This window comes from Streptomyces sp. Ag82_O1-12 (assembly GCF_900182715.1).
In the GTDB taxonomy this organism is placed as follows: Bacteria; Actinomycetota; Actinomycetes; order Streptomycetales; family Streptomycetaceae; genus Streptomyces; species Streptomyces massasporeus.
Window position 1 is genome coordinate 7,425,757 of sequence record NZ_FXUW01000001.1, and the last position, 19,603, is coordinate 7,445,359.

Annotated in this window: 22 protein-coding genes and 1 pseudogene; 4 read left to right on the forward strand and 19 right to left on the reverse strand. The window is 70.4% G+C overall.

All coding sequences use genetic code 11. The features are described 5' to 3' along the window. Nucleotides 1-8 precede the first annotated feature (8 nt). Nucleotides 9-1,649 carry an ABC-F family ATP-binding cassette domain-containing protein gene (locus tag QOL88_RS33785; RefSeq protein ID WP_097222032.1) on the forward strand — a complete coding sequence of 547 codons (1,641 nt, stop codon included), beginning with the start codon at nt 9-11 and terminating at the stop codon, nt 1,647-1,649. Here QOL88_RS33785 and QOL88_RS33790 read toward each other — a convergent pair. The 15 genes from QOL88_RS33790 to QOL88_RS33860 form a co-directional block, all read right to left on the reverse strand. Continuing rightward, nucleotides 1,646-2,194 (reverse strand): putative glycolipid-binding domain-containing protein, encoded by a 549-nt coding sequence (locus tag QOL88_RS33790; protein WP_097222033.1) that lies wholly within the window; start codon nt 2,192-2,194, stop codon nt 1,646-1,648. The two genes, QOL88_RS33785 and QOL88_RS33790, sit on opposite strands and share 4 nt — an antisense overlap. Nucleotides 2,195-2,307: 113 nt before the next feature. Continuing rightward, on the reverse strand, nt 2,308-4,719 hold the full coding sequence (locus tag QOL88_RS33795) for a Tex family protein (protein ID WP_097222034.1): 2,412 nt from the start codon (nt 4,717-4,719) through the stop codon (nt 2,308-2,310). Nucleotides 4,720-4,818: 99 nt separating this feature from the next. Further along, nucleotides 4,819-4,950: an LPFR motif small protein gene (locus QOL88_RS33800; protein WP_257027966.1), complete on the reverse strand. Its 132-nt coding sequence runs from the start codon at nt 4,948-4,950 to the stop codon at nt 4,819-4,821. 67 nt (nt 4,951-5,017) lie between these two features. Next, nucleotides 5,018-5,893, reverse strand: a complete 876-nt coding sequence (locus QOL88_RS33805) for an SCO6745 family protein (protein ID WP_097222035.1) — start codon at nt 5,891-5,893, stop codon at nt 5,018-5,020. Between the two features lie 10 nt (nt 5,894-5,903). Then, the gene (locus QOL88_RS39020; protein WP_373559326.1) at nt 5,904-6,404 is read right to left on the reverse strand and encodes an MDR/zinc-dependent alcohol dehydrogenase-like family protein; all 501 of its coding nucleotides are present in this window, start codon (nt 6,402-6,404) and stop codon (nt 5,904-5,906) included. A gap of 344 nt (nt 6,405-6,748) precedes the next feature. After that, nucleotides 6,749-7,114 carry a winged helix-turn-helix transcriptional regulator gene (locus QOL88_RS33815; RefSeq protein WP_097222036.1) on the reverse strand — a complete coding sequence of 122 codons (366 nt, stop codon included), beginning with the start codon at nt 7,112-7,114 and terminating at the stop codon, nt 6,749-6,751. Nucleotides 7,115-7,337: 223 nt separating this feature from the next. Next, a complete protein-coding gene (gene namA / locus QOL88_RS33820) occupies nt 7,338-8,414 on the reverse strand; it encodes an NADPH dehydrogenase NamA (protein WP_097222037.1) in 1,077 nt (358 codons plus the stop codon). A 407-nt stretch (nt 8,415-8,821) separates the two neighbouring features. Next, entirely contained in the window at nt 8,822-8,926 is a 105-nt protein-coding gene (locus tag QOL88_RS33825) for a VOC family protein (RefSeq protein WP_218892926.1), read from the reverse strand. 120 nt (nt 8,927-9,046) lie between these two features. Next, nucleotides 9,047-9,433 carry a nuclear transport factor 2 family protein gene (locus QOL88_RS33830; RefSeq protein ID WP_097222038.1) on the reverse strand — a complete coding sequence of 129 codons (387 nt, stop codon included), beginning with the start codon at nt 9,431-9,433 and terminating at the stop codon, nt 9,047-9,049. 181 nt (nt 9,434-9,614) lie between these two features. Then, nucleotides 9,615-10,049: a VOC family protein gene (locus QOL88_RS33835; protein ID WP_097222039.1), complete on the reverse strand. Its 435-nt coding sequence runs from the start codon at nt 10,047-10,049 to the stop codon at nt 9,615-9,617. Between the two features lie 41 nt (nt 10,050-10,090). After that, nucleotides 10,091-10,834 (reverse strand): SDR family oxidoreductase, encoded by a 744-nt coding sequence (locus tag QOL88_RS33840; protein WP_097222040.1) that lies wholly within the window; start codon nt 10,832-10,834, stop codon nt 10,091-10,093. Nucleotides 10,835-10,916: 82 nt separating this feature from the next. Next, a complete protein-coding gene (locus QOL88_RS33845) occupies nt 10,917-12,026 on the reverse strand; it encodes an NADH:flavin oxidoreductase/NADH oxidase (RefSeq protein WP_097222041.1) in 1,110 nt (369 codons plus the stop codon). A gap of 64 nt (nt 12,027-12,090) precedes the next feature. After that, complete coding sequence (locus QOL88_RS33850; protein ID WP_097222042.1) at nt 12,091-12,525, reverse strand: SRPBCC family protein; 435 nt, start codon at nt 12,523-12,525, stop codon at nt 12,091-12,093. After that, complete coding sequence (locus QOL88_RS33855) at nt 12,525-12,926, reverse strand: RidA family protein (RefSeq protein ID WP_097222043.1); 402 nt, start codon at nt 12,924-12,926, stop codon at nt 12,525-12,527. The genes QOL88_RS33850 and QOL88_RS33855 overlap by 1 nt, the downstream gene beginning before the upstream one ends. A 50-nt stretch (nt 12,927-12,976) precedes the next feature. Further along, on the reverse strand, nt 12,977-13,627 hold the full coding sequence (locus QOL88_RS33860) for an NAD(P)H-binding protein (protein ID WP_097222044.1): 651 nt from the start codon (nt 13,625-13,627) through the stop codon (nt 12,977-12,979). 94 nt (nt 13,628-13,721) lie between these two features. Between QOL88_RS33860 and QOL88_RS33865 the strand changes: the two genes are divergently transcribed. Next, entirely contained in the window at nt 13,722-14,405 is a 684-nt protein-coding gene (locus QOL88_RS33865; RefSeq protein WP_097222045.1) for a GntR family transcriptional regulator, read from the forward strand. Nucleotides 14,406-14,753: 348 nt separating this feature from the next. Next, nucleotides 14,754-14,897: pseudogene (locus QOL88_RS33870) on the forward strand (DJ-1/PfpI family protein); the annotation flags it as partial. Here QOL88_RS33870 and QOL88_RS33875 read toward each other — a convergent pair. Next, nucleotides 14,884-15,639 (reverse strand): enoyl-CoA hydratase/isomerase family protein, encoded by a 756-nt coding sequence (locus tag QOL88_RS33875; protein WP_097222046.1) that lies wholly within the window; start codon nt 15,637-15,639, stop codon nt 14,884-14,886. The pseudogene QOL88_RS33870 and the gene QOL88_RS33875 overlap by 14 nt on opposite strands. A 218-nt stretch (nt 15,640-15,857) precedes the next feature. Between QOL88_RS33875 and QOL88_RS33880 the strand changes: the two genes are divergently transcribed. Then, nucleotides 15,858-16,364, forward strand: coding sequence for an ATP-binding protein (locus QOL88_RS33880; protein WP_097222047.1), 507 nt, complete (start codon nt 15,858-15,860; stop codon nt 16,362-16,364). A gap of 24 nt (nt 16,365-16,388) precedes the next feature. Here the strand turns inward: QOL88_RS33880 and idi are convergent, their stop codons facing one another. The 3 genes from idi to galE all read right to left on the reverse strand — a co-directional run bounded on the left by idi (nt 16,389) and on the right by galE (nt 19,326). Next, nucleotides 16,389-16,982, reverse strand: a complete 594-nt coding sequence (gene idi / locus QOL88_RS33885; RefSeq protein ID WP_097222048.1) for an isopentenyl-diphosphate Delta-isomerase — start codon at nt 16,980-16,982, stop codon at nt 16,389-16,391. 290 nt (nt 16,983-17,272) lie between these two features. After that, nucleotides 17,273-18,208, reverse strand: coding sequence for a cation diffusion facilitator family transporter (locus QOL88_RS33890; protein WP_097222049.1), 936 nt, complete (start codon nt 18,206-18,208; stop codon nt 17,273-17,275). Nucleotides 18,209-18,354: 146 nt separating this feature from the next. Beyond that, entirely contained in the window at nt 18,355-19,326 is a 972-nt protein-coding gene (gene galE, locus QOL88_RS33895) for a UDP-glucose 4-epimerase GalE (protein WP_097222050.1), read from the reverse strand. Between the last annotated feature and the right edge of the window lie 277 nt (nt 19,327-19,603).

The following is a 19,603-nucleotide window of genomic DNA, read 5'->3' on the forward strand; positions in this document are numbered from 1 at the left end:
GCGCTCTGATGACTGCCACCCTCGTCGCCAAGAACCTCGCCGCCGGCCACGGCGACCGCTCCCTGTTCACCGGACTCGACCTCGTCGTCGCGCCCGGCGACGTGATCGGCCTGGTCGGGGCCAACGGCGCGGGCAAGTCCACCCTGCTCAGGATGCTCGCCGGACTCACCGCGCCCGAGCAGGGCGATCTGCGTCTGTCCCCGCCGACCGCCACCGTCGGCCACCTCCCGCAGGAGCCGGACCGCCGCCCCGATGAGACCGTCCGGGCGTTCCTGGCCCGCCGCACCGGCGTCGCCGAGGCCCAGCGGGCCATGGACGAGGCCACCCAGGCCCTGGTCGACGGGGCACCCGGCGCGGACGACGCCTACGCCACCAGCCTGGAGCGCTGGCTCGGCCTCGGCGGCGCCGACCTCGACGAACGCGCCGAGGAGGTCGCCGACGGCCTCGGCCTCGCCGTCGGCCTGGACCAGCCGATGACGTCCCTGTCCGGCGGCCAGGCGGCCCGCGCGGGTCTCGCCTCCCTGCTCCTGTCCCGCTACGACGTCTTCCTCCTCGACGAGCCGACCAACGACCTCGACCTGGACGGCCTGGAGCGCCTCGAACGCTTCGTGAGCGGCCTGCGCGCCGGCACGGTGGTCGTCAGCCACGACCGCGAGTTCCTCACCCGCACCGTCACCAAGGTTCTCGAACTCGACCTGGCCCAGCGGCAGATCAACCTCTTCGGCGGTGGCTACGAGGCCTATCTGGAGGAGCGGGACGTCGCCCGCCGGCACGCCCGCGACGAGTTCGAGGAGTACGCCGACAAGAAGGCGGCCCTCCAGGACCGCGCGCAGATGCAGCGCTCCTGGATGGACAAGGGCGTGAAGAACGCGCGCCGCAAGGCGAGCAACGACAACGACAAGATCGGCCGCAAGTTCCGCAGCGAGGCCAGCGAGAAGCAGGCGGCGAAGGCCCGCCAGACCCAGCGCATGATCGAGCGCCTCGACGCCGTCGAGGAGCCCCGCAAGGAGTGGGAGCTGCGTATGGAGATCGCGTCGGCTCCGCGCTCGGGCGCCGTCGTCGCGACCCTGCGGGACGCCGAGGTGCGCCGCGGCGGCTTCGTCCTCGGCCCCGTCTCCCTGCAGATCGACTGGGCGGACCGGGTGGCGGTGACCGGCGCGAACGGCGCCGGCAAGTCCACGCTGCTCGCCGCCCTCCTCGGCCGCGTCCCACTGGACGCCGGGCACGCGGCGCTCGGCTCGGGCGTCCTGCTCGGCGAGGTGGACCAGGCCCGCAAGCTGTTCCACGGCGAGGAGTCCCTGCTCGACGCCTTCCGCGCGGCGGTCCCGGACACCGAACCGGTCGAGGTCCGCACCCTCCTGGCCAAGTTCGGCCTCAAGACGGACCACGTCCTGCGCCCCGCGGCGAGCCTCTCCCCGGGCGAGCGCACCCGCGCCGCCCTCGCGCTGCTCCAGGGCCGGGGCGTCAACCTCCTGGTCCTCGACGAGCCGACCAACCACCTCGACCTGCCCGCCATCGAGCAACTGGAGTCCGCCCTCGACGCCTACGAGGGCACGCTCCTGCTGGTCACCCACGACCGGCGCATGCTGGACGCCGTCCATGTGACGCGCCGCCTGGAAGTCGCGGACGGCAAGGTGACCGAGCGCTAACGAGCCGTCAGGCGCGTGGCGAGGGAGGGGTAGTCCACGACGTACCCCTCCTCGTCGAACTCCAGGTCGCTGCGGAAGTCACCGGAGGCGTAACGGACCCGCCCGGGCCCGAGATGTGTGTACGTCTGCCGCGACGGCCGTACCGTCAGATCCGGCACCGACACCCAGGCCATCAGGAACTCCCGCTCACCGGGCTCCCGGTGGAGCCCCTGCCGCAGCACCGGCATGGTGTTGGTGAGCGGGCACAGCCCGAGATCGCAGTCGAGCGCCCCGTCGACAGCGGGGAGCGGCTCGCCGTTCGCGGTCCAGCGACCCCGACCGTCGTGGAGCAGATCGAGCGCGCGGGTCCCGGCCTCGGCCTCCGCCGTGACAGTCAACCGCCTGGTCACGAATCCCTCTGCGGTCTCCAGCTCGTAGGAGATCCAGTACGGCTCCGGAACGGTACCGACGGCCCGCCCGCGCGCCCGCAGCACGCCTTCTCCGAGCCGGACCCAGGCGGTCTCGAACCCATGGCTTGCGGACACTTCCCAGGTGATGGCACGCATTCGGCAACCCTAGAACGGAAAGGGCGCGAAGCGCCTCTTTCCCAGGGGCGTGGGGAACTGCGCGACCAGCCACAACGGCCCCGCCGTTCCCCACGGCCCCCACGGCGGAGCCGTCAGCGCTTGCCGCCCTTGGGATCCGCCAGCCCCGCGCGGCGCAGGGCGTCGGCCATCGCGCTGTTGGCCGGCGGAGGCGCCTGACGCGAGCCGCCACCACGGCCGCCGCCACCGCCACCGCCACCGCCACGCCCGCCCTGCCGCTGCTGCGGCGGACGCCCACCCCGCTGCCGACGCTCACCGGAGCCGCCGCCCTGGCCCTGCGAGGCCGCCGCCTCGTCCTCCAGGCGCAGCGTCAGCGAGATCCGCTTGCGGGGGATGTCGACGTCGAGCACCTTCACCTTGACGATGTCGCCGGGCTTCACCACGTCCCGCGGGTCCTTCACGAACGTCTTGGACATCGCGGAGACATGGACCAGGCCGTCCTGGTGGACGCCGATGTCGATGAACGCCCCGAACGCGGCGACGTTCGTCACGACGCCCTCCAGGACCATCCCGGACGACAGGTCGGAGATCTTCTCCACGCCCTCCTTGAAGGCGGCCGTCTTGAAGGCCGGGCGCGGGTCGCGGCCGGGCTTCTCCAGCTCCTTCAGGATGTCGGTGACGGTGGGCAGACCGAACGTCTCGTCCACGAAGTCCTGCGGCTTCAGCGAGCGCAGCACCCCGGTGTTGCCGACGAGCGAGGCGACCTCCTGCCCGGCGGTCTTCACCATGCGCCGGACCACCGGGTACGCCTCGGGGTGCACGCTCGACGCGTCCAGCGGGTCGTCGCCGCCGCGGATCCGCAGGAAGCCCGCGCACTGCTCGTACGCCTTCGGGCCGAGCCGCGCAACCTTCTTCAGCTCACCGCGGGCCTTGAACGGCCCGTTCTGGTCCCGGTGCGCCACGATGTTCTCGGCGAGCCCGGAGGTGATGCCGGAGACCCGGGCGAGCAGCGGGGCCGACGCCGTGTTGACGTCCACCCCGACGCCGTTCACACAGTCCTCGACCACCGCGTCGAGCGAGCGCGACAGCTTCACCTCGGACAGGTCGTGCTGGTACTGGCCGACGCCGATGGACTTCGGGTCGATCTTCACCAGCTCGGCCAGCGGGTCCTGGAGCCGGCGGGCGATCGACACGGCGCCGCGCAGCGACACGTCCATGTCGGGCAGCTCCTGGGAGGCGAACGCGGACGCCGAGTACACGGACGCCCCGGCCTCGGACACCATCACCTTCGTGAGCTTCAACTCGGGGTGCTTGGTGATCAGTTCCCCGGCGAGCTTGTCGGTCTCGCGGGACGCCGTGCCGTTGCCGATGGCGACCAGCTCGACCGCGTGCTCCTTCGCGAGCCGGGCCAGCTTGGCGATGGCCTCGTCCCACCGGTTGGCCGGCACGTGCGGGTGGATGACGTCGGTGGCGACGACCTTGCCGGTGGCGTCGACCACGGCGACCTTCACACCCGTGCGGAAGCCGGGGTCCAGGCCGAGCGTCGCGCGTGTGCCCGCGGGGGCGGCCAGCAGCAGGTCGCGCAGGTTCGCGGCGAAGACCCGAACCGCCTCGTCCTCGGCGGCCGTGCGCAGCCGCAGCCGCAGGTCGATGCCGAGGTGGACGAGGATGCGGGTGCGCCACGCCCAGCGGACCGTGTCCTTCAGCCACTTGTCACCGGCGCGGCCCCGGTCGGCGATGCCGAACTTGTGGGCGACGATCCCCTCGTAAGAGGAGGGGCCGTCCGTCTGCTCCTCGGGCTCCAGGACGAGGTCGAGGACCTCCTCCTTCTCGCCGCGCAGCATCGCGAGGATGCGGTGCGAGGGCAGGTCGGTGAACGGCTCGGCGAAGTCGAAGTAGTCGGAGAACTTCGCGCCCGCCTCCTCCTTGCCGTCCCGCACCTTGGCGGCCAGCCGCCCGCGCACCCACATGCGCTCGCGCAGCTCGCCGATCAGGTCGGCGTCCTCCGAGAACCGCTCGGTGAGGATCGCCCGGGCACCGTCCAGGGCGGCCTGCGGATCGGCGACGCCCTTGCCGGCGTCGACGAACGCGGCGGCCGCGGCGAGGGGCTCGACCGACGGATCGCCGAGCAGCCCCTCCGCCAGCGGCTCGAGTCCGGCCTCACGGGCGATCTGCGCCTTGGTGCGCCGCTTCGGTTTGTACGGGAGGTAGATGTCCTCCAGGCGCGCCTTCGTCTCGGCGCCCCGGATGCTCGCCTCCAGTTCGTCGGTGAGCTTGCCCTGCTCGCGCACCGACTCCAGGATCGCCGCCCGCCGCTCCTCCAGCTCCCGCAGGTAGCGCAGCCGCTCCTCGACGGTGCGCAGCTGCGCGTCGTCGAGCATCTCCGTCGCTTCCTTGCGGTAGCGGGCGATGAAGGGCACCGTAGAACCGCCGTCGAGCAGTTCCACGGCGGCCCTGACCTGCCGCTCCCGTACGCCGAGCTCCTCGGCGATCCTGCCTTCGATGGACACTGCGTTGATGGACCCGATGGACCCGGGTGTCGTCACGATCCCGTACCGCCTTCTCCGCTGAGGTTGCGCGGCAATTGTGGCAGGTGGCACCGACAGTCGGGGATCAGGGCGGCTTCCGGCAGGTCGGGATCCGGATCAGGCCCTACGGCCGCGGGTGGAGGACGAGGCCCCGCCGAACAGCCGGGCCAGGGCCCGGAAAGGAAGCGTCACGACGGTGGCGATAGCGCCGCCGATCTGGCGCAGCACGTCTGCGATAGCACGGAACACGAAATTCCCCTTTCTCCACTCCCGGCCGCGGCGGCCGGTGGAGAGCGGGTACCTCGGAGACGCGTCACTATGCGTCACCCTTGCCGATCAGATCCGCCGGGTACGCCCCGGCCACGAGCGCGGCGTGCGCGAACACCCCGCCCAGCTCGGTCAGCCGGGCCACTCCTTCCGGGCCCAGGTGCTCGTAGGGGGCGCGGTCCAGGCGGTCCGTCTCCTCCTCGACCTCCCGGCGCAGGGCGACGCCCCGCTCGGTGAGGTCGCCGGAGGCGTCCAGCAGCCCGCGTTCCCGCAGCCGCTCCGTCGCCGCGTCCCAGTCCTCCCGGCTCCAGCCCCGGGTGACGCACACCCACTTCGGAGTCATGCCCTTGCCCGTCGCGGTGTGGGTCACCATCGCCTCCAGGCCGTCGAGACCCGCGGACATCAGGGCGGCCAGGTGCCCGTCGCCCCGGTGCTCGCGCAGCAGGGTCGCCGCGTGCCAGTAGGCGAGGTGTGGATTCTCGGGGACGGGCAGGTCGGCGTGGGCGGCGTACAGCGGCCGTGCCCCGCGTGAGCAGGCCTCGGCGGCGCGCAGCGCGAGTCGCGCGGCCTCGGCCATCTCCGCCGACGCCAGGGCCTCCTCGCCGAGCAGGCGGCGCAGGGTCGCGTCGACCGCACGCGCGCGTGCCGCGAGGACCTGCGCGGGTGCCGCGGTCTCCCACACCGCCGGCACGTGCCGCGCCACCAGCTCGTACTTGTAGTTGTAGAAGGCCGCCGCCACCGGGCCGGCGCCGACCGGACCGAAGGCGGCGGCCCGCACGGCGAAGTTCACGGCACGCGGATCGGTGACCCCGAGGGCGCCCAGCTCCCGCCCGAGATCGGGCGAGAAGTAGTGCGTCGAGTGCAGGGTGTTGAGCATGCTGTGGCAGCGTCGGCCGGCGCGCGGCTCCAGGGCGGCAGTCGTCATGCCCGGCAGGTTACCAACCGCTTGGTATGCCCTCCAGGGCCCCGTACCGCATGGTGACGCCGAGACTCTGCAGGCCGTCGAAGAGAACGGCGAGAACCGTGCGAGGGGCCATGCCGTCGATTCTTCGCGGGGCCCGGACATGGCCGCAAGGACGAGTCCCCCACCTTTCCTGCCATGCGGAGGCGAGTCCGGCGTTGATGAAGGCGACGGCGCGACGGAGCCGCTCGGGGTCGGGGGTGATCTCGAAGAGGGTGTAGGTGCTGGTGTTCGGCGCGGGGAAGGACTGCGCGTTGGGCAGCGGGGTGGTGCGCGGGTCGAGAGCGCCGTGGACAACCAGGTATCCGCTGGGGGCGATGCCCTGGGCGAGGGTTTCGACGCCGGGGCCTGCGATCGGGTCGAAGGCCAGGCGCACACCCTTGCCGCCGGTGAAGTCGGCGAGCACGCTGTGGTGGAAGCCGGGATCGTCCAGTTCGATGGCCAGGGCGTACGTGAAGTCGATGCGGCAGCGCACCGCCTCGGCGGCCTGTCGGTCCGACAGGCCGGGCAGGAATTGCAGACGCAGACCGTGGCCAGCTGAGCAGGCGAGAGACCGGGTCGGCCGTCACGCGGGTACCAGTCGGCGAAGTCCTCGTCGTGCCACAGGCCGTCGAGGCGGTTTCTCACCCGCATCGCCGTCGTGCCCTTCGGGTTGCTCGCCCGAGCAACCTGCACGGTCAGGAGGGACCTGCTCACCGGGACGGGGACGGACGGACAACGTGCACCTCACCAGCTGGGTCGAACTGCACCACGGCAGTGAGCCTGCCTGCTGATCATGCACCCGCACCGGGAAACCTCAAGATTCCCGACGGAGTCGAGCTAAGCCTCGGACGGTGCCGGCAGCGTGGCGGAGGAGGGTTCCTCCTGCGCGTCCTTGGGCTCCGGCAGGACGATGCCACGTCGGGCCAACCACTGCTCACCCCAGTCTTTGAGTCCGATCAGCAGCGGCTCCATCGAGCGTGCCTCCTCGGTCAAGGCGTACTCCACCTTGGGCGGGACGACCGGGTAGACAGTTCGCTGCACCAGACCGTCCTCTTCCAGCTCACGCAGTTGCTTGGTCATCAGGCGCGGAGCGATGCCGGGCATCTGGCGATGCAGCTCGTTGAACCGCATGGTCCCCTCGAGCAGATGGAAAAGGATCACACCTTTCCACTTCCCGCCGATGATCTTGACTGTTGCTTCCATCGCGCAGCCTGGCAGGTCGTCAAACGGTCGAGTCCGCGGCATGGGGGCACCTCCGAGTCGTGCTGCCTTGTCGAGTATCTCGTGCCCGGAGGGGCATCCCCTCCGGGCACAGGGTCGGTCCGCCGCCCGGTGCCGGGAGCGCTTCGGCCGCCCCCGACCCGGGGGGCCGCAACGAGTTCGGTGTTCTTGCCCCGGGGTGGTTGCGGGACCAGGGCAGAACCGGTCAGGAGACTGTGGCGTCCATCGGTGCGGCGGGCAGCGGGGGCTGCGAGCGCTGCCAGGCCGACCCGTAGCGGGTGTACTGCAACGGGACCTCGATGGCGGCGCGCAGCTCGTCCGCGGCGGTCCGGGCCCAGAAGGGGTCCTTCAGCATCTCCCGGCCGACCAGCACGATGTCGGCGCGGCCGTTTTGCAGGATCTCCTCGGCCTGGCGGCCGCTCTCGATCAGGCCGACAGCACCGGTCTTGATTCCCACCTCCCTGCGGATCAGATCCGCGGCGGGCACCTGGTAGTTCGGGTAGGACTGCACCTTCACCGGGGCGATGCCGCCGGATGAGGCGTCGATCAGGTCGACGCCCTGCTCCTTCATCCACCTGCCGTAGGTGACGAAGTCCTCCGGAACGTTCCCGCCCTCCGCATAGTCGGTGGAGGAGATGCGGACGAACAGCGGGCCGTCCCACTCGGCGCGCACCGCGTCGATGGTCTCCCGCACGATCCTGTAGCGGTTCTCCCGGCTGCCTCCGTACTCGTCCGTGCGGTGGTTGGCCAGGGGCGAGAGGAACTCGTTGAGCAGGAAGCCGTGCGCCGTGTGCACCTCGAGCACGTCGAATCCGGCGGCCTTCGCCCGTACCGCCGTATTCCGGAACGCCTCGATGATCTCCTTGATGTCCCCGACGCCAAGCTCCTGGGGAACACGTGAACCGTCACCGAAGGGAATGGGGGAGGGGGCCACCGGGGTCTCGGACTCCACGCCGAGCTGCCGCCCCGCGTGGCCGATCTGGGCGCCGGCCCTGGCGCCGAAACGATGGATCACCTCGACGATGCCCGACAGGCCTGCGACGTGGTCGTCGCTCCAGATGCCGAGGTCGCCCGGCCCGATCAGTCCGTTGGGCAGTACCGCCGCCGTCTCCAGCATCACGAGGCCGGCCCCGCCCAGTGCACGCGCGCCGTAGTGCACCGTGTGGAAGTAGGTGGCGCGCCCTTGGACGTCCGCGGAGTGCATGCACATCGGGGACATGGCGATCCGGTTCCGGAAGGTGACGTCGCGGATCGTGAGCGGGTCAAAAAGGTGTGCGGACACGAAAGATCATCCCTGTCGTTCAGTGGGGTTCTTGTCGCTTCCGACCGTAGAAGAAGCATGCTGAATGCAACAGTATGCACTTTAAAATCCCATATGGACAAAAAGGGAAGTGCGCTGGTCGGCGCGGATGAGTCGTGCCATCGGAGCCTCCTGCGGCCGTCCGGTCCCGCGCGGGGGCGCTGGGTCCGCCAGTCGACATGCAGCTTCGACGTCCGTCAAAATTTGATTATCGTCAGCATTCGGATTTTCAGGCGTCTAACCGTCTGTGACAATTCATGAAACATGATCACCGCAGGGGGAGCGCCATGCGGGTGGGTGTTTCATGAGCGGCCACCTATGAAGCAGGGGCTGCCCGATGGGATAGGCGGACAGCCCCCCCGAAAGCCCTCCACCGACCACAGAAGATGTCAGGCAGCGAACACTTGGGAGTCGTCGGCGAACGCCTTGAACTCCAGGGTGTTTCCGGCCGGGTCGAGCAGGAACTTCGTCCACTGTTCGCCGGTTTCGCTCACGCTCTGACGGAGCTGAGACGGGTGGGCTGCTGGCCTGGACGGTTCCTTCCACCTCAAGGTCAACTCACGCCACACGTCCACCGCGAGGGGGGAAGCTCATGCCCGCCCGGCCGTGTGCAGCTACGACTTCGGCGCGTCGTTGATGTGGAAGATCTTGCTGACAATGGTCCACGTGCCATCGACTTTCAGCAGGTTGAAGTAGTCGGTGAAGCACAGGCCGGAGACATCGTTGGTATCAACACGCGCGTTGGCTGCGGTGCCGTTCACGTTGATGTAAGCGATCACGGCGCGACCTTCCGGCGAGGGGTGGAAATCCCTGTCGATCCCCTCATAGAGGCCCGTGATCGCACCGCCGGAGAGCTTGCCGTTCTCCACGCCGAAAATCGTCGCCTCTTCGGCGAACGCGGGCTTCATGATCGAGCTGTCGGCCTTGGCTACGCCCTGGTTGTACTTTTCCAGCACTTCGGTGATGGCGATGTGGTCAGCGACATAGGTCGGTTTCGACATGTTGTGTCTCCAGTCTGAGGTTGCGGCGCGCTCGCGCCGGGTTGGTTGAGACGTGGATCAGTGGCAGCGGCGGCCTCTTGGTCGAGAACCGTGCTACGCCTGTCCCGGTACTGAGCCACCAGCCCATCGGCAGCTGGGGTACTGCCAGTTCACGGCCGGGGCGCGCCGCAGGGTCCCGGCGTCATGGCGTGGCGAACACTTGGGAGTCGTCGGCGAACGCCTTGAACTCCAGGGCGTTTCCGGCCGGGTCGAGCAGGAACATCGTCCACTGCTCGCCGGTTGCGCCTGCGAAGCGCACGTAGGGCTCGATGACGAAGGCGGTGTCCGCGGCGCGCAGCCGGTCGGCGAGCCGGTGGAAGGCGTCGATGGTCAGGATCAGCCCGAAGTGCGGTACGGGCACGTCGTGGCCGTCGACCGGGTTGTGTATCTGCTCGGTGCGGGCCGGGGCGAGGTGGGTGACGAACTGGTGGCCGTGCAGGTTCCAGTCCACCCAGGTGTCGGCGCTGCGGCCCTGCTCCAGGCCGAGCGTCTCGCCGTAGAAGCGTCGGGCGGCGTCCAGGTCGTCGACTGGGACCGCGAGGTGGAAGCGGGGAATGGGGGAGGCGAGACCGGACATGGGCCTGGGGTTCCTTCCGTGCGGCGTGGAGTGCCTGGCGCTTACCAGTTCTGGCGGGTGGGGGAGATGATCAGGTCGTTGACGGTGACGTCGGTGGGCTGGTCGAGGGCGTAGACGACGGCGTCGGCGACGCTTTGCGGGCTGATAGCGAGCTCGTTCAGTTCCTGGGCCGCCTTGCGGCCGGCGGGGTCGGTGACCCTGTCGGCCCAGCCGGTGTCGATGACGCCGGGGCTGATGGTGGAGGCCCTGATGCCTTCGCGGACGCCGAGTTCCCGGCGCATGGACTCGGTCATGGCCTGGACGAAGAACTTGGTGGAGCTGTAGACACCGGCGCCGTCTCCGACCTGGTGGCCGGCGACTGAGTCCATGTTGAGGATGTGGCCCGACTTCTGGCGCAGCATGACCGGAAGGACGGCATGGACGCCGTTGAGGTAGCCGCGGATGTTCACGTCGATCATCCGGTTCCAGTCGTCGATCGCGCCGTCCTTCCAGAAGGAGAACAGCATCAGGCCGGCGTTGTTGACCAGGACGTCGATCCGGCCGAACTGCTCGACAGCGAAGTCGGCGAGCGCCTGCATGTCGGCGGTGTCGGCGACGTCGGTGAGCCTGGCGATGGCGGTGCCGCCGGCCTGGTTGATGTCGGCGACGAGCTGGTCGAGGGCTTCCTGGCCGCGGGCGGCGGCGACGATCTTGGCGCCGCGGGCGGCGAGGGCCTTGGCGCTGACCGCGCCGATGCCGGAGGAGGCGCCGGTGATGACGACGACCTTGTCCTGAAGGTGGTTCATGGGGGCCTCCCGATGAGATGGCCCGGCACGTTGAGGCCCTTGTAGGGGCAGCACGGCCGGTAGTGATGAGGCTGCGGGGGTGTCAGCGCTTGCGGCGCTTGACGACGTAGGCGTACTGGTCCGGCCAGGTCGGCTCGGCGCCGAGCGCGAGAGCGGCATGCTGAGGCCAGTAGGGCTTGCGCAGGAGTTCGCGGCCGAGGAAGACCGCGTCGGCCTGCCCGTTCGCGATGATGTCCTCGGCCTGCTGCGGCTCGGTGATGATGCCGACGGCAGCGGTGGGGATGCCGGCCTGGTTGCGGGCCTGGTCCGCGAAGGGCACCTGGTAGTCCGGTCTGGCGACGATCTTCGCGTCGCGGACCATGCCGCCGGTGGACACGTCCAGCAGGTCGACGCCGTGGGCCAGCAACTCCTTGGCGAGGCGGACGGTGTCGTCCCCGGTCCAGCCCTTGCGGGCGTCCTCGGGGTTCTCGGTCAGCCAGTCGGTGGCCGAGGTGCGGAAGAAGACCGGCAGGTCCTCGGGCCACACGGCGCGGACGGCGTCGACGACTTCCAGGGCGAAGCGGATGCGGTTCTCGAAGCTGCCGCCGTAGGCGTCGGTGCGGTGATTGGAGGCCGGGGAGAGGAAGGAGTTGATCAGGTAGCCGTGGGCGCCGTGCACCTCGGCGACCTGGAAGCCGGCGGCCAGGGCGCGGCGGGCGGAGTCGGCGAAGTCGCGGACGAGCTGCTGGATCTCGTCCACGGTGAGCTCGTGGGGGACGGGCAGGCCCTGGTAGGCGACGGGGCTGGGCGCGACGGCCTGCCAGCCGTTCTCGTCCTCGGAAACGTAGCGGTCGGACAGCCAGGGCTTGTCGACGGACGCCTTGCGGCCGGCGTGGGCGAGCTGGATGGCGGGGACGGCGCCGTGGGTCTTGATGGCCTCGGTGATGCGGGTGAACGCTTCCTGCTGGCGGTCGTTCCACAGGCCCAGGTCCCAGGGGCTGATGCGCCCGTCGGGGCGGACGCCGGTGGCCTCGGCCATGACCAGACCGGCGCCACCGGCGGCGCGTGAGGCCAGGTGGGTGAGGTGGAAGTCGGTCGGTGCGCCGGTGTCCGGGCCTTCGGAGGCGGCGGAGTACATGCACATCGGGGACATCCAGACCCGGTTGGGTATCTCCAGGGACCGCAGGGTCAGAGGGGTGAACAGGGAACTCATGCGGGGGGTGCTTCTTTCGTGGTCGGCGATCGATGACAGCGCGGGGGCTGGCTGCCGTCGGAGGTCAGGCGATGACCGTGTGGAGGCCCGCGATGGCCGGGGCGTAGGCCGCTTCGAGGACCGTGGTGGCTTCCTGGGCGGTGGTGCCCTCGGCCGGCTCGAAGGTGGCGTGCCAGCTGAGGAAGGCGCCGCCGGTGTCGGCGACGGGCCGGACGTGCAGCGTCGAGCGGTAGCCGCGGACCGGCAGCGGTGCCTCGACGATCTCGTAACTCAGCTTCCGCTCGGCATCGTCCAGCCCCACGAGCCGTTCCCGGTAAGTGCTGCCGTCCGCACCGGTGAGGAGGCGGACCGCGCCGGGGGTGAGCCCGTCGCCGCCCCCGATGATCTCGCTCGCCCGGATGGCCGGGTGCCAGTCGGGCAGGCCGTTGAACCGCCGGACGACCGCCCATATCGCGTCTGCGGAGCTGGTGAAGACCGAGCTCCAGTACGCCGTGGCCATCAGGCGGGCAGACGGGTGTCGAGGACGAAGTTGGTCTCGATGAGCTGACCGGGGAAGAACAGCGACGCGACGCCGATGGTGCTGCTGGTGGGGCGGTGGTCGCCGAAGTAGGCCAGGTTGGCGGCCGCCATGGCGTTGTTGTACTTCGGCAGGTCCACGATGTACTGGGTCTCCGAGACGACCTGGTTGCGGGTGGCGCCGTAGTGGGCGAGGACCTTCTCGAAGTTGGCGAAGACCTGGGCAGTCTGGGCGTCGAAGTCTCCCGGGTACAGGAAGTTGCCCTCGTCATCGTGGGAGAGCTGGCCCGAGACGTAGATCGTGTGCTCGACCTTGATGGCCTGGGCGAAGCCGAACTCGCGCTCGCCGGAGACGCCGTGGCTGTAGGAATCGATCGCAGTCAAGGTGGCTGTCCTTCTCTGGTGGGGGATGCAGGGGTGAGGGGGCGCCGGGCTCAGGCAGCCAGGCGGGCGACCGCGTCCGCGACGGGGGTGTCGCCGGAGGTCAGCTCGACGATGACGCGGCTCAGGCGCGGCTCGTGCAGGGCGGCGTCGATGAACGCGGCGACATCGTCGCGGTGCACGTCGCCGTACTCGACAGCGGGCCCGGCGGTGACCCGGCCGCTGCCGGGGGTGTCCAGCAGGGTTCCAGGACGGACGATCAGCCAGTCGAGATCCGTGCGCGTCAGGTACACGTCGGCACTCTTCTTGACCTTGATGTAGTGCTCGAAGCCTTCGGACGCTCCCTCGCCGCGCAGGGCGTCGGGGAACACGGAGACGAGGACGAAGCGCGCGACTCCGGCGGCCTGGGCCGCAGCGGCTGCCTTCTCCAGGCCTTTGCCGTCGATGAGCGTGGTCTTGTCCATGCCGGTTCCGTGGGCGCCGGCCGAGAAGACCACTGTGTCGTGCCCGGCGAGCTTGCCCGCGAGCTCGTCTACAGAGTCGGCGATCAGGTCGCCGGTCACCGGCGTCGCACCGGTCGCGCGGATCGTGTCGGCCTGGGCCGGGCTGCGGTGCATGCCGGTCACCTCGTCACCGCGCTCGGACAGCAGGCCGGCGAGCCTCCTCCCGACACCTCCGGCGGCACCGATCTGGAACACCTTCATGGAAAACGCCTCTCTCCTGGCTGGACGAACGACCGGCCACTCCAGTTGTCGCAATGTTGACATTGCGACAACGATGGAATGTTAACATCACGACATGGAGAAATCGCAACTCGCAGGAGATCGCGCGGTGGCCCCCGCCCGCCGTCGCGGACTGGCCGACGAGGTCGCCGACCGGATCCGGGAGGCGATCTTCAGCGGTGCATACGCCCCCGGGGCACCGCTGCGAGAGGTCGAACTCTCCGGCGTGCTGCAGGTCAGCAGGGGCCCGGTGCGTGAGGCTCTGCGCGTTTTGGAGCGCGAGGGACTCGTGCACTGCGCCTGGCACCGGGGCACCGTGGTCACGACGCTGTCCGCGGAGGATGTCGCCGAGCTCGACAGCCTGCGCGGCGCGCTTGAGGATCTCGCCGTCCAGCAGGTCATCGCGCACGCCTCGGACGAGGGCCTCGCGGTCATCGAGAAGGCGGCCGGCGTGATGGACCGCACGACGGACCCACACGCCATGGTCCGCCTGGACATCGCCTTCCACGACGCCGTGTTCGCCGCCACCGGCCACCAGCGTCTCGTCGCGGCCTGGGAGACCATCCGCTGCCAGGTCCACCTGTTCCTGCTGACCCGCATCGGCCTCAGCACCGAGGGCTACCTCGACTGCATCCCCCAGGAGCACCACGCACTGGTCGCCGCTCTGCGCGCCCGCGACCCCCAGGCCGCCCTCCCCCTCTTCGCCGCCCACCGCCGCCACGCGGTGGACGTCGTCACCGGCACGTCGAACCCGGCCTGACGACCGGCCCGCCACCATCTGGACACCGCCCAGCGCTGGTGAAGCCTGCTCGTCATCGCCTGCCCCGGCAACCATGGCCATGTGCGACGGCAGCCGGTCACAGGTGGCCACCGCGTACTGCCGGCGCAGCTCGACCGGTCCGTCGCTTCAGCAAGCCGCGCGCACAGACGAAGCGATCCCGCACCGCGCAGGACCGCATCAGGCCAGGCGCACGCCAGACCGGCCGGCAGGGTCCGCCGGTGTGCGCGACCGTGGTATTGCAGCGACAGGCCCCAGGTCGAGGCGCTTGTCCATGTCCAGTCGGAAGGTGCCGTACAGCTCACTCAACACGTTGAACTTGACAGAGAAATCGCGGGCGACGACCACGCGCGGCTCGTCCAGCTCGCCACCGAGTACGACCCGCAGCCGCCCTACGACGCCGGTTCACCCGAGAAGGCCCCCGCGCACCTCGTGGAGCTCCTCCGCGAGCACTCCGGCGTCACCCTGACGTAGGCACGCGCCAGCCGAACCTCGGCTGCCGGCGCTCCAGGAACGCGGCGACGCCCTCCGCGGTGTCGCCGCTCCCGCGCGCCTGCCCGGCCCAGTGCGCGTCCCGGTCCGTACGCCCGTCCGCGAACTCCTTGGCCGCCGCCTGCGTCAGCTGCGAACGCGACACCAGCACCCGGGTGAACTCCGTGACCCGCTTGCCGAGTTCACCCTCCGGCAGCACCTCGTCCACCAGCCCGGTACGCAGCGCCCGCTGCGCGTCGATCAACTCCCCGGAGAACAGCAGGTACTTGGCGGCGGCCGGCCCCACCAGGGACACCAGCCGCCGGGTGGAGGACGCCGGGTACACGATGCCGAGCTTCGCGGGCGTCACACCGAACAGCGTTCCCTCCTCGGCGAAGCGCAGATCACAGGCCGCCGCCAGCTGCGCCCCGCCGCCCACGCAGTGCCCCCGGATCGCGGCCAGCGTCGGCTTCGGGAACGCGGCCAGCGCCTCCTCGGCCCGCACGGCCAGCCCCTGCGCCTCCTCCGGCGAGCCCCGCAGCGTCGAGATGTCGGCCCCGGCGCAGAACGTCCGGCCCTCACCGGTCAGCACCAGCGCCCGCACCTCCGGGTCCCCCGCGAGCTCCTCCAGCAGTGGGGGGAGGGAGCGCCACATCGCGGCCGTCATGGCGTTGCGCTTCTCGGGATGACGTATGACGACCGTCGCGACCGAGTCGGTCACGCGGTGCTCCAGCTGCGGCTCCATGCGCCGGATGCTATCCGCACGCCAAACCCGTACAACCCGAATAGTTCGCCAAGACGGCACAACAGGGACAGGACCAGTCCCACAACTGACCGTGTCATACGCCAACGGTCAGAAGCGCTCGATACTTGCTGACTTCTGTTCAGTCCCGGGGTGCGAGGCGCATCGTTACCAACACTCGAGGTGTGGCGACAATCGAGCGCGAGGGTGGCGACCGGACGATGGACGACGACGGGCGTGGGTTCGGTCCGCGCCCAGGGGGCGGCGCGGCGCCCCTCGGACCCGGGCCCGCGGATCCGCTGCCGTACGAAGGGGTCTGGAGGTTCACCGCTCCGGCGGTCGAGGCCTCGGTCCCCCAGGCGCGGCACGCCGTACGGGACCTGCTGCTGCGTCAGGGTGTGCCGGTCTCGGACGACCTGGCCCAGGGACTGCTGCTGATCGTCTCGGAGCTGGTGACGAACGCCGTGAAACACGCGGCGGTGCTGTCGCCGACGATTGCCGTCGAGCTGGCCGTCGGCGCCGAGTGGCTCCGGGTGTCCGTGGAGGACAACCATCCGTACCGGCCCACCGCCCTGGAGACCGACCACGGCCGGACCGGCGGGCGCGGACTGCTCCTCGTGCGCGAGGTCACCCGGGAGGCCGGCGGTCTGTGCGAGGTGGAGTACACCGCGAGCGGCGGCAAGGTGATCTGGGCCGCCCTGCCGCTCAAGCCCGCGCGCTTCGCCTGACCCCCCGTTCCGCCGGTGCCGGGATCACCAGCCGGCGGACGGGCCCGTCAGCTCCCTGATCGCCGGCCGGGCGGCGTCCAGGACGGTCATGAACCAGGCCGAGAAGGTGTCCTTGGCGTGCCGCTCCGCCAGCTCCGGCGGGGTCACGAACACCGTCGACGCGACCTCCTCCGAGTCCGGCCGCACCACGGCCTGCACCATGCCGACGAAGAGGTGGTTGTACTCCTGCTCCACCAGACCGGACTCCGGGTCCGGGTGGTTGTAGCGGACCGTGCCCGCCTCGGCCAGCAGGGACGGGGAGGCGCCCAGCTCCTCGAACGTGCGCCGCGCCGCCGCCGCGAAGGGCGCCTCGCCGGGGTAGGGGTGGCCGCAGCAGGTGTTGGACCACACACCGGGGGAGTGGTACTTGCCCAGCGCGCGCTGCTGGAGCAGCAGCCGGCCGTACTCGTCGAAGAGGAACACGGAGAACGCGCGGTGCAGCCGGCCGGGCGGCTGGTGGGCGGCGAGCTTCTCCGCGGTGCCGATCGTCACGCCGTCCTCGTCGACCAGTTCCAGCAAAATCGCCTCTGCGGTGCCGTTCGACGGGTTGTGCGTCGCGGTGGCAGGTGTGATCGGCATACCCATCCTTCACATCGGTCTTCGCGCCCCAAGTCTGCCGTACGAATCCGGCACTCCCGGCACTTCGCGGCACGCCCGCATGTCCCGCGCGGTGACGCGGACCGCGGCCGGCACCGGTCCGGCGCCGGGAAAGGGACCCGGTAGATGATCGTGCCCGGCCAGGCGGGCGGAAAATCGTCCCCGCCACGGCTGTGGGGCTCATGACGCGGGCGCACGGCGCAAGGTTGCGTCCCCCGGCGCACTCGCGACCAAGTGCGCCCCACCTGCCTCACACGTCCCGCAAGCCCCCGTCAGTGACAGAGCCGCGCCTCGTGCTCCGCGTGCCCGACCGGTTCCAGCTGGAAGGTGCAGTGCTCCACGTCGAAGTGGTCGCCGAGACAGCCCTGGAGCTCGTGGAGCATCTTCTCGTGGCCTATCGCGTTCAGGGCCTCCGAGCTGACGACCACGTGCGCCGACAGCACGGGCATGCCGGAGGTGATCGTCCAGGCGTGCAAGTCGTGGACGTCCTCCACGCCGTCCGTCGCGAGAATGTGCGAGCGCACCTCCGCCATGTCGACGCCCTGGGGAGCGGCCTCCAGCAGCACCGACAGCGTCTCGCGCAACAGCTTCCACGTTCGGGGCGCGATCATCAGCGCGATCACGAGCGAGGCGATCGGATCGGCGGCCTGCCAGCCCGTGAGCATGATCACCACGGACGCGACGATCACCGTGACCGAACCGAGGGCGTCCGCCGCGACCTCCAGGAACGCGCCGCGCACGTTCAGGCTCTCCTTCTGCCCGCGCATCAGCAGCGACAGCGACACCAGGTTCGCGACCAGGCCGATCACACCGAACAGCAGAGCCAGCCGGCCCTCGGTATCCGCGGGCGTGATGAAGCGCTGGACCGACTCGTAGACGACGTATCCGCCGGCCCCGAGCAGCAGCAGGCAGTTGGCCAGGGCGGCGAGGATCTCGGCCCGGGCGTAGCCGAAGGTGGCCCGCTCGCTGGGCGGACGGTTCGCGAAGTGGATCGCGAGCAGCGCCATGCCGAGGCCCAGGGCGTCCGTCGCCATGTGCGCGGAGTCCGCGACGAGCGCGAGCGAGTCGGCGAGGGTGCCACCGACGATCTGCACGACCACGATGCCGAGCGTGATCGCCAGGGCCGCCCGCAGCCTGCCGCGGTACGCCGAGGTCGCCGTACCGCCGGCCGCGCCGTGCGCGTGCCCGTGATCGTGCCCAGCCCCCATGAGAAGTCAGCCTCCTGTGTCCGCGTGATCGTGCCCGGGCACCCCAGTGAACTACGGGGAGGGGGTATGCGCAACGCGGCACTGAACACCGTTGTCATGTGCCCTGACCTGCGGAAACGATGCGCAGGTCAGGACGGTTCGGCGGGTCAGGAGCCGTGGTGCAGCAGCCAGCCGCGCCAGGCCGACTCGGTCATCTCGCGCACCCCGCGCCGGGCCGTCCAGCCGAGCTCATCGGCCGCCCGGGCGGCCGATGCCACCGCCCGCGGGGCGTCGCCCGGGCGGCGCTCCTCGACGAGCGGGGGCCGGCGGTCGCCCGTGACCTCGCCGATGGCCGTGATGAGCTCGCGGACCGAGACGCCCTCGCCGCGGCCGATGTTGACCGTCAGGTCGCCCGTGATGCCGCCGCCGGCCAGTCGCCGGGCCGCCGCCAGATGGGCCTCGGCCAGGTCGGCGACGTGAATGTAGTCACGGATGCACGTGCCGTCCGGGGTCGGGTAGTCGTCGCCGAAGATCCGGGGCGCCTCGTCGCGCGTCAGCCGGTCGAAGACCATCGGGACGATGTTGAAGACACCCGTGTCCGCGAGCTCCGGCGCGGCGGCGCCCGCCACGTTGAAATAGCGCAGACATACGGTGGAGATCCCGTGCGCCTTTCCCGCCGCCCGCACCAGCCACTCCCCGGCGAGCTTGGTCTCGCCGTAGGGGTTCACCGGCGCGCAGGGTGTGTCCTCCGTGATGAGCTCCACACCCGGGTCGCCGTACACGGCCGCCGACGAGGAGAACACGAAGCGCTCGATCCCTGCCGCGGCGACCGCGTCCAGCAGGGTCACCAGACCGCCGACGTTCTCCCGGTAGTAGCGCGTGGGCTGCGCGACGGACTCGGCGACCTGCTTGCGCGCCGCGAGGTGCACCACACCCGTCACGCCGTGCTCGGCGAGGACCCGCTTCAGCAGCTCCCCGTCCAGCGAGGAACCCCGCACGAGCGGGACCTGTGCCGGGAGCCGCGCGGGCACCCCGGCCGACAGGTCGTCCAGGGCGAGGACGCGCTCCCCGGCCTCGGTCATGGCCCTGGCCACATGTGCTCCGATATAGCCGGCACCGCCGGTGATCAGCCACGTCATGGTCGCCCACCCTATGCGGACACGGTGGCCGCCTGCGCAATGTCCCCGATGTCCGCATAGGAGGGGCACGGTTTGTGGGGCGGCCCCCGGATCCACGATGATGATCGCGGCAAGGGCTTGTGCGAACCACGTCGATCCATCCGCCGAACGGGCGGTGAACGTGGCCCTCCCGGCATCCGATAGCCTCTGCCGACATGCCGCCCGGGAGCCACCGGAGAAGGCGCCCCCACCATGCACATCACCGGCGCGGACGCGTCGGTACCCAGGGAGTGAATTC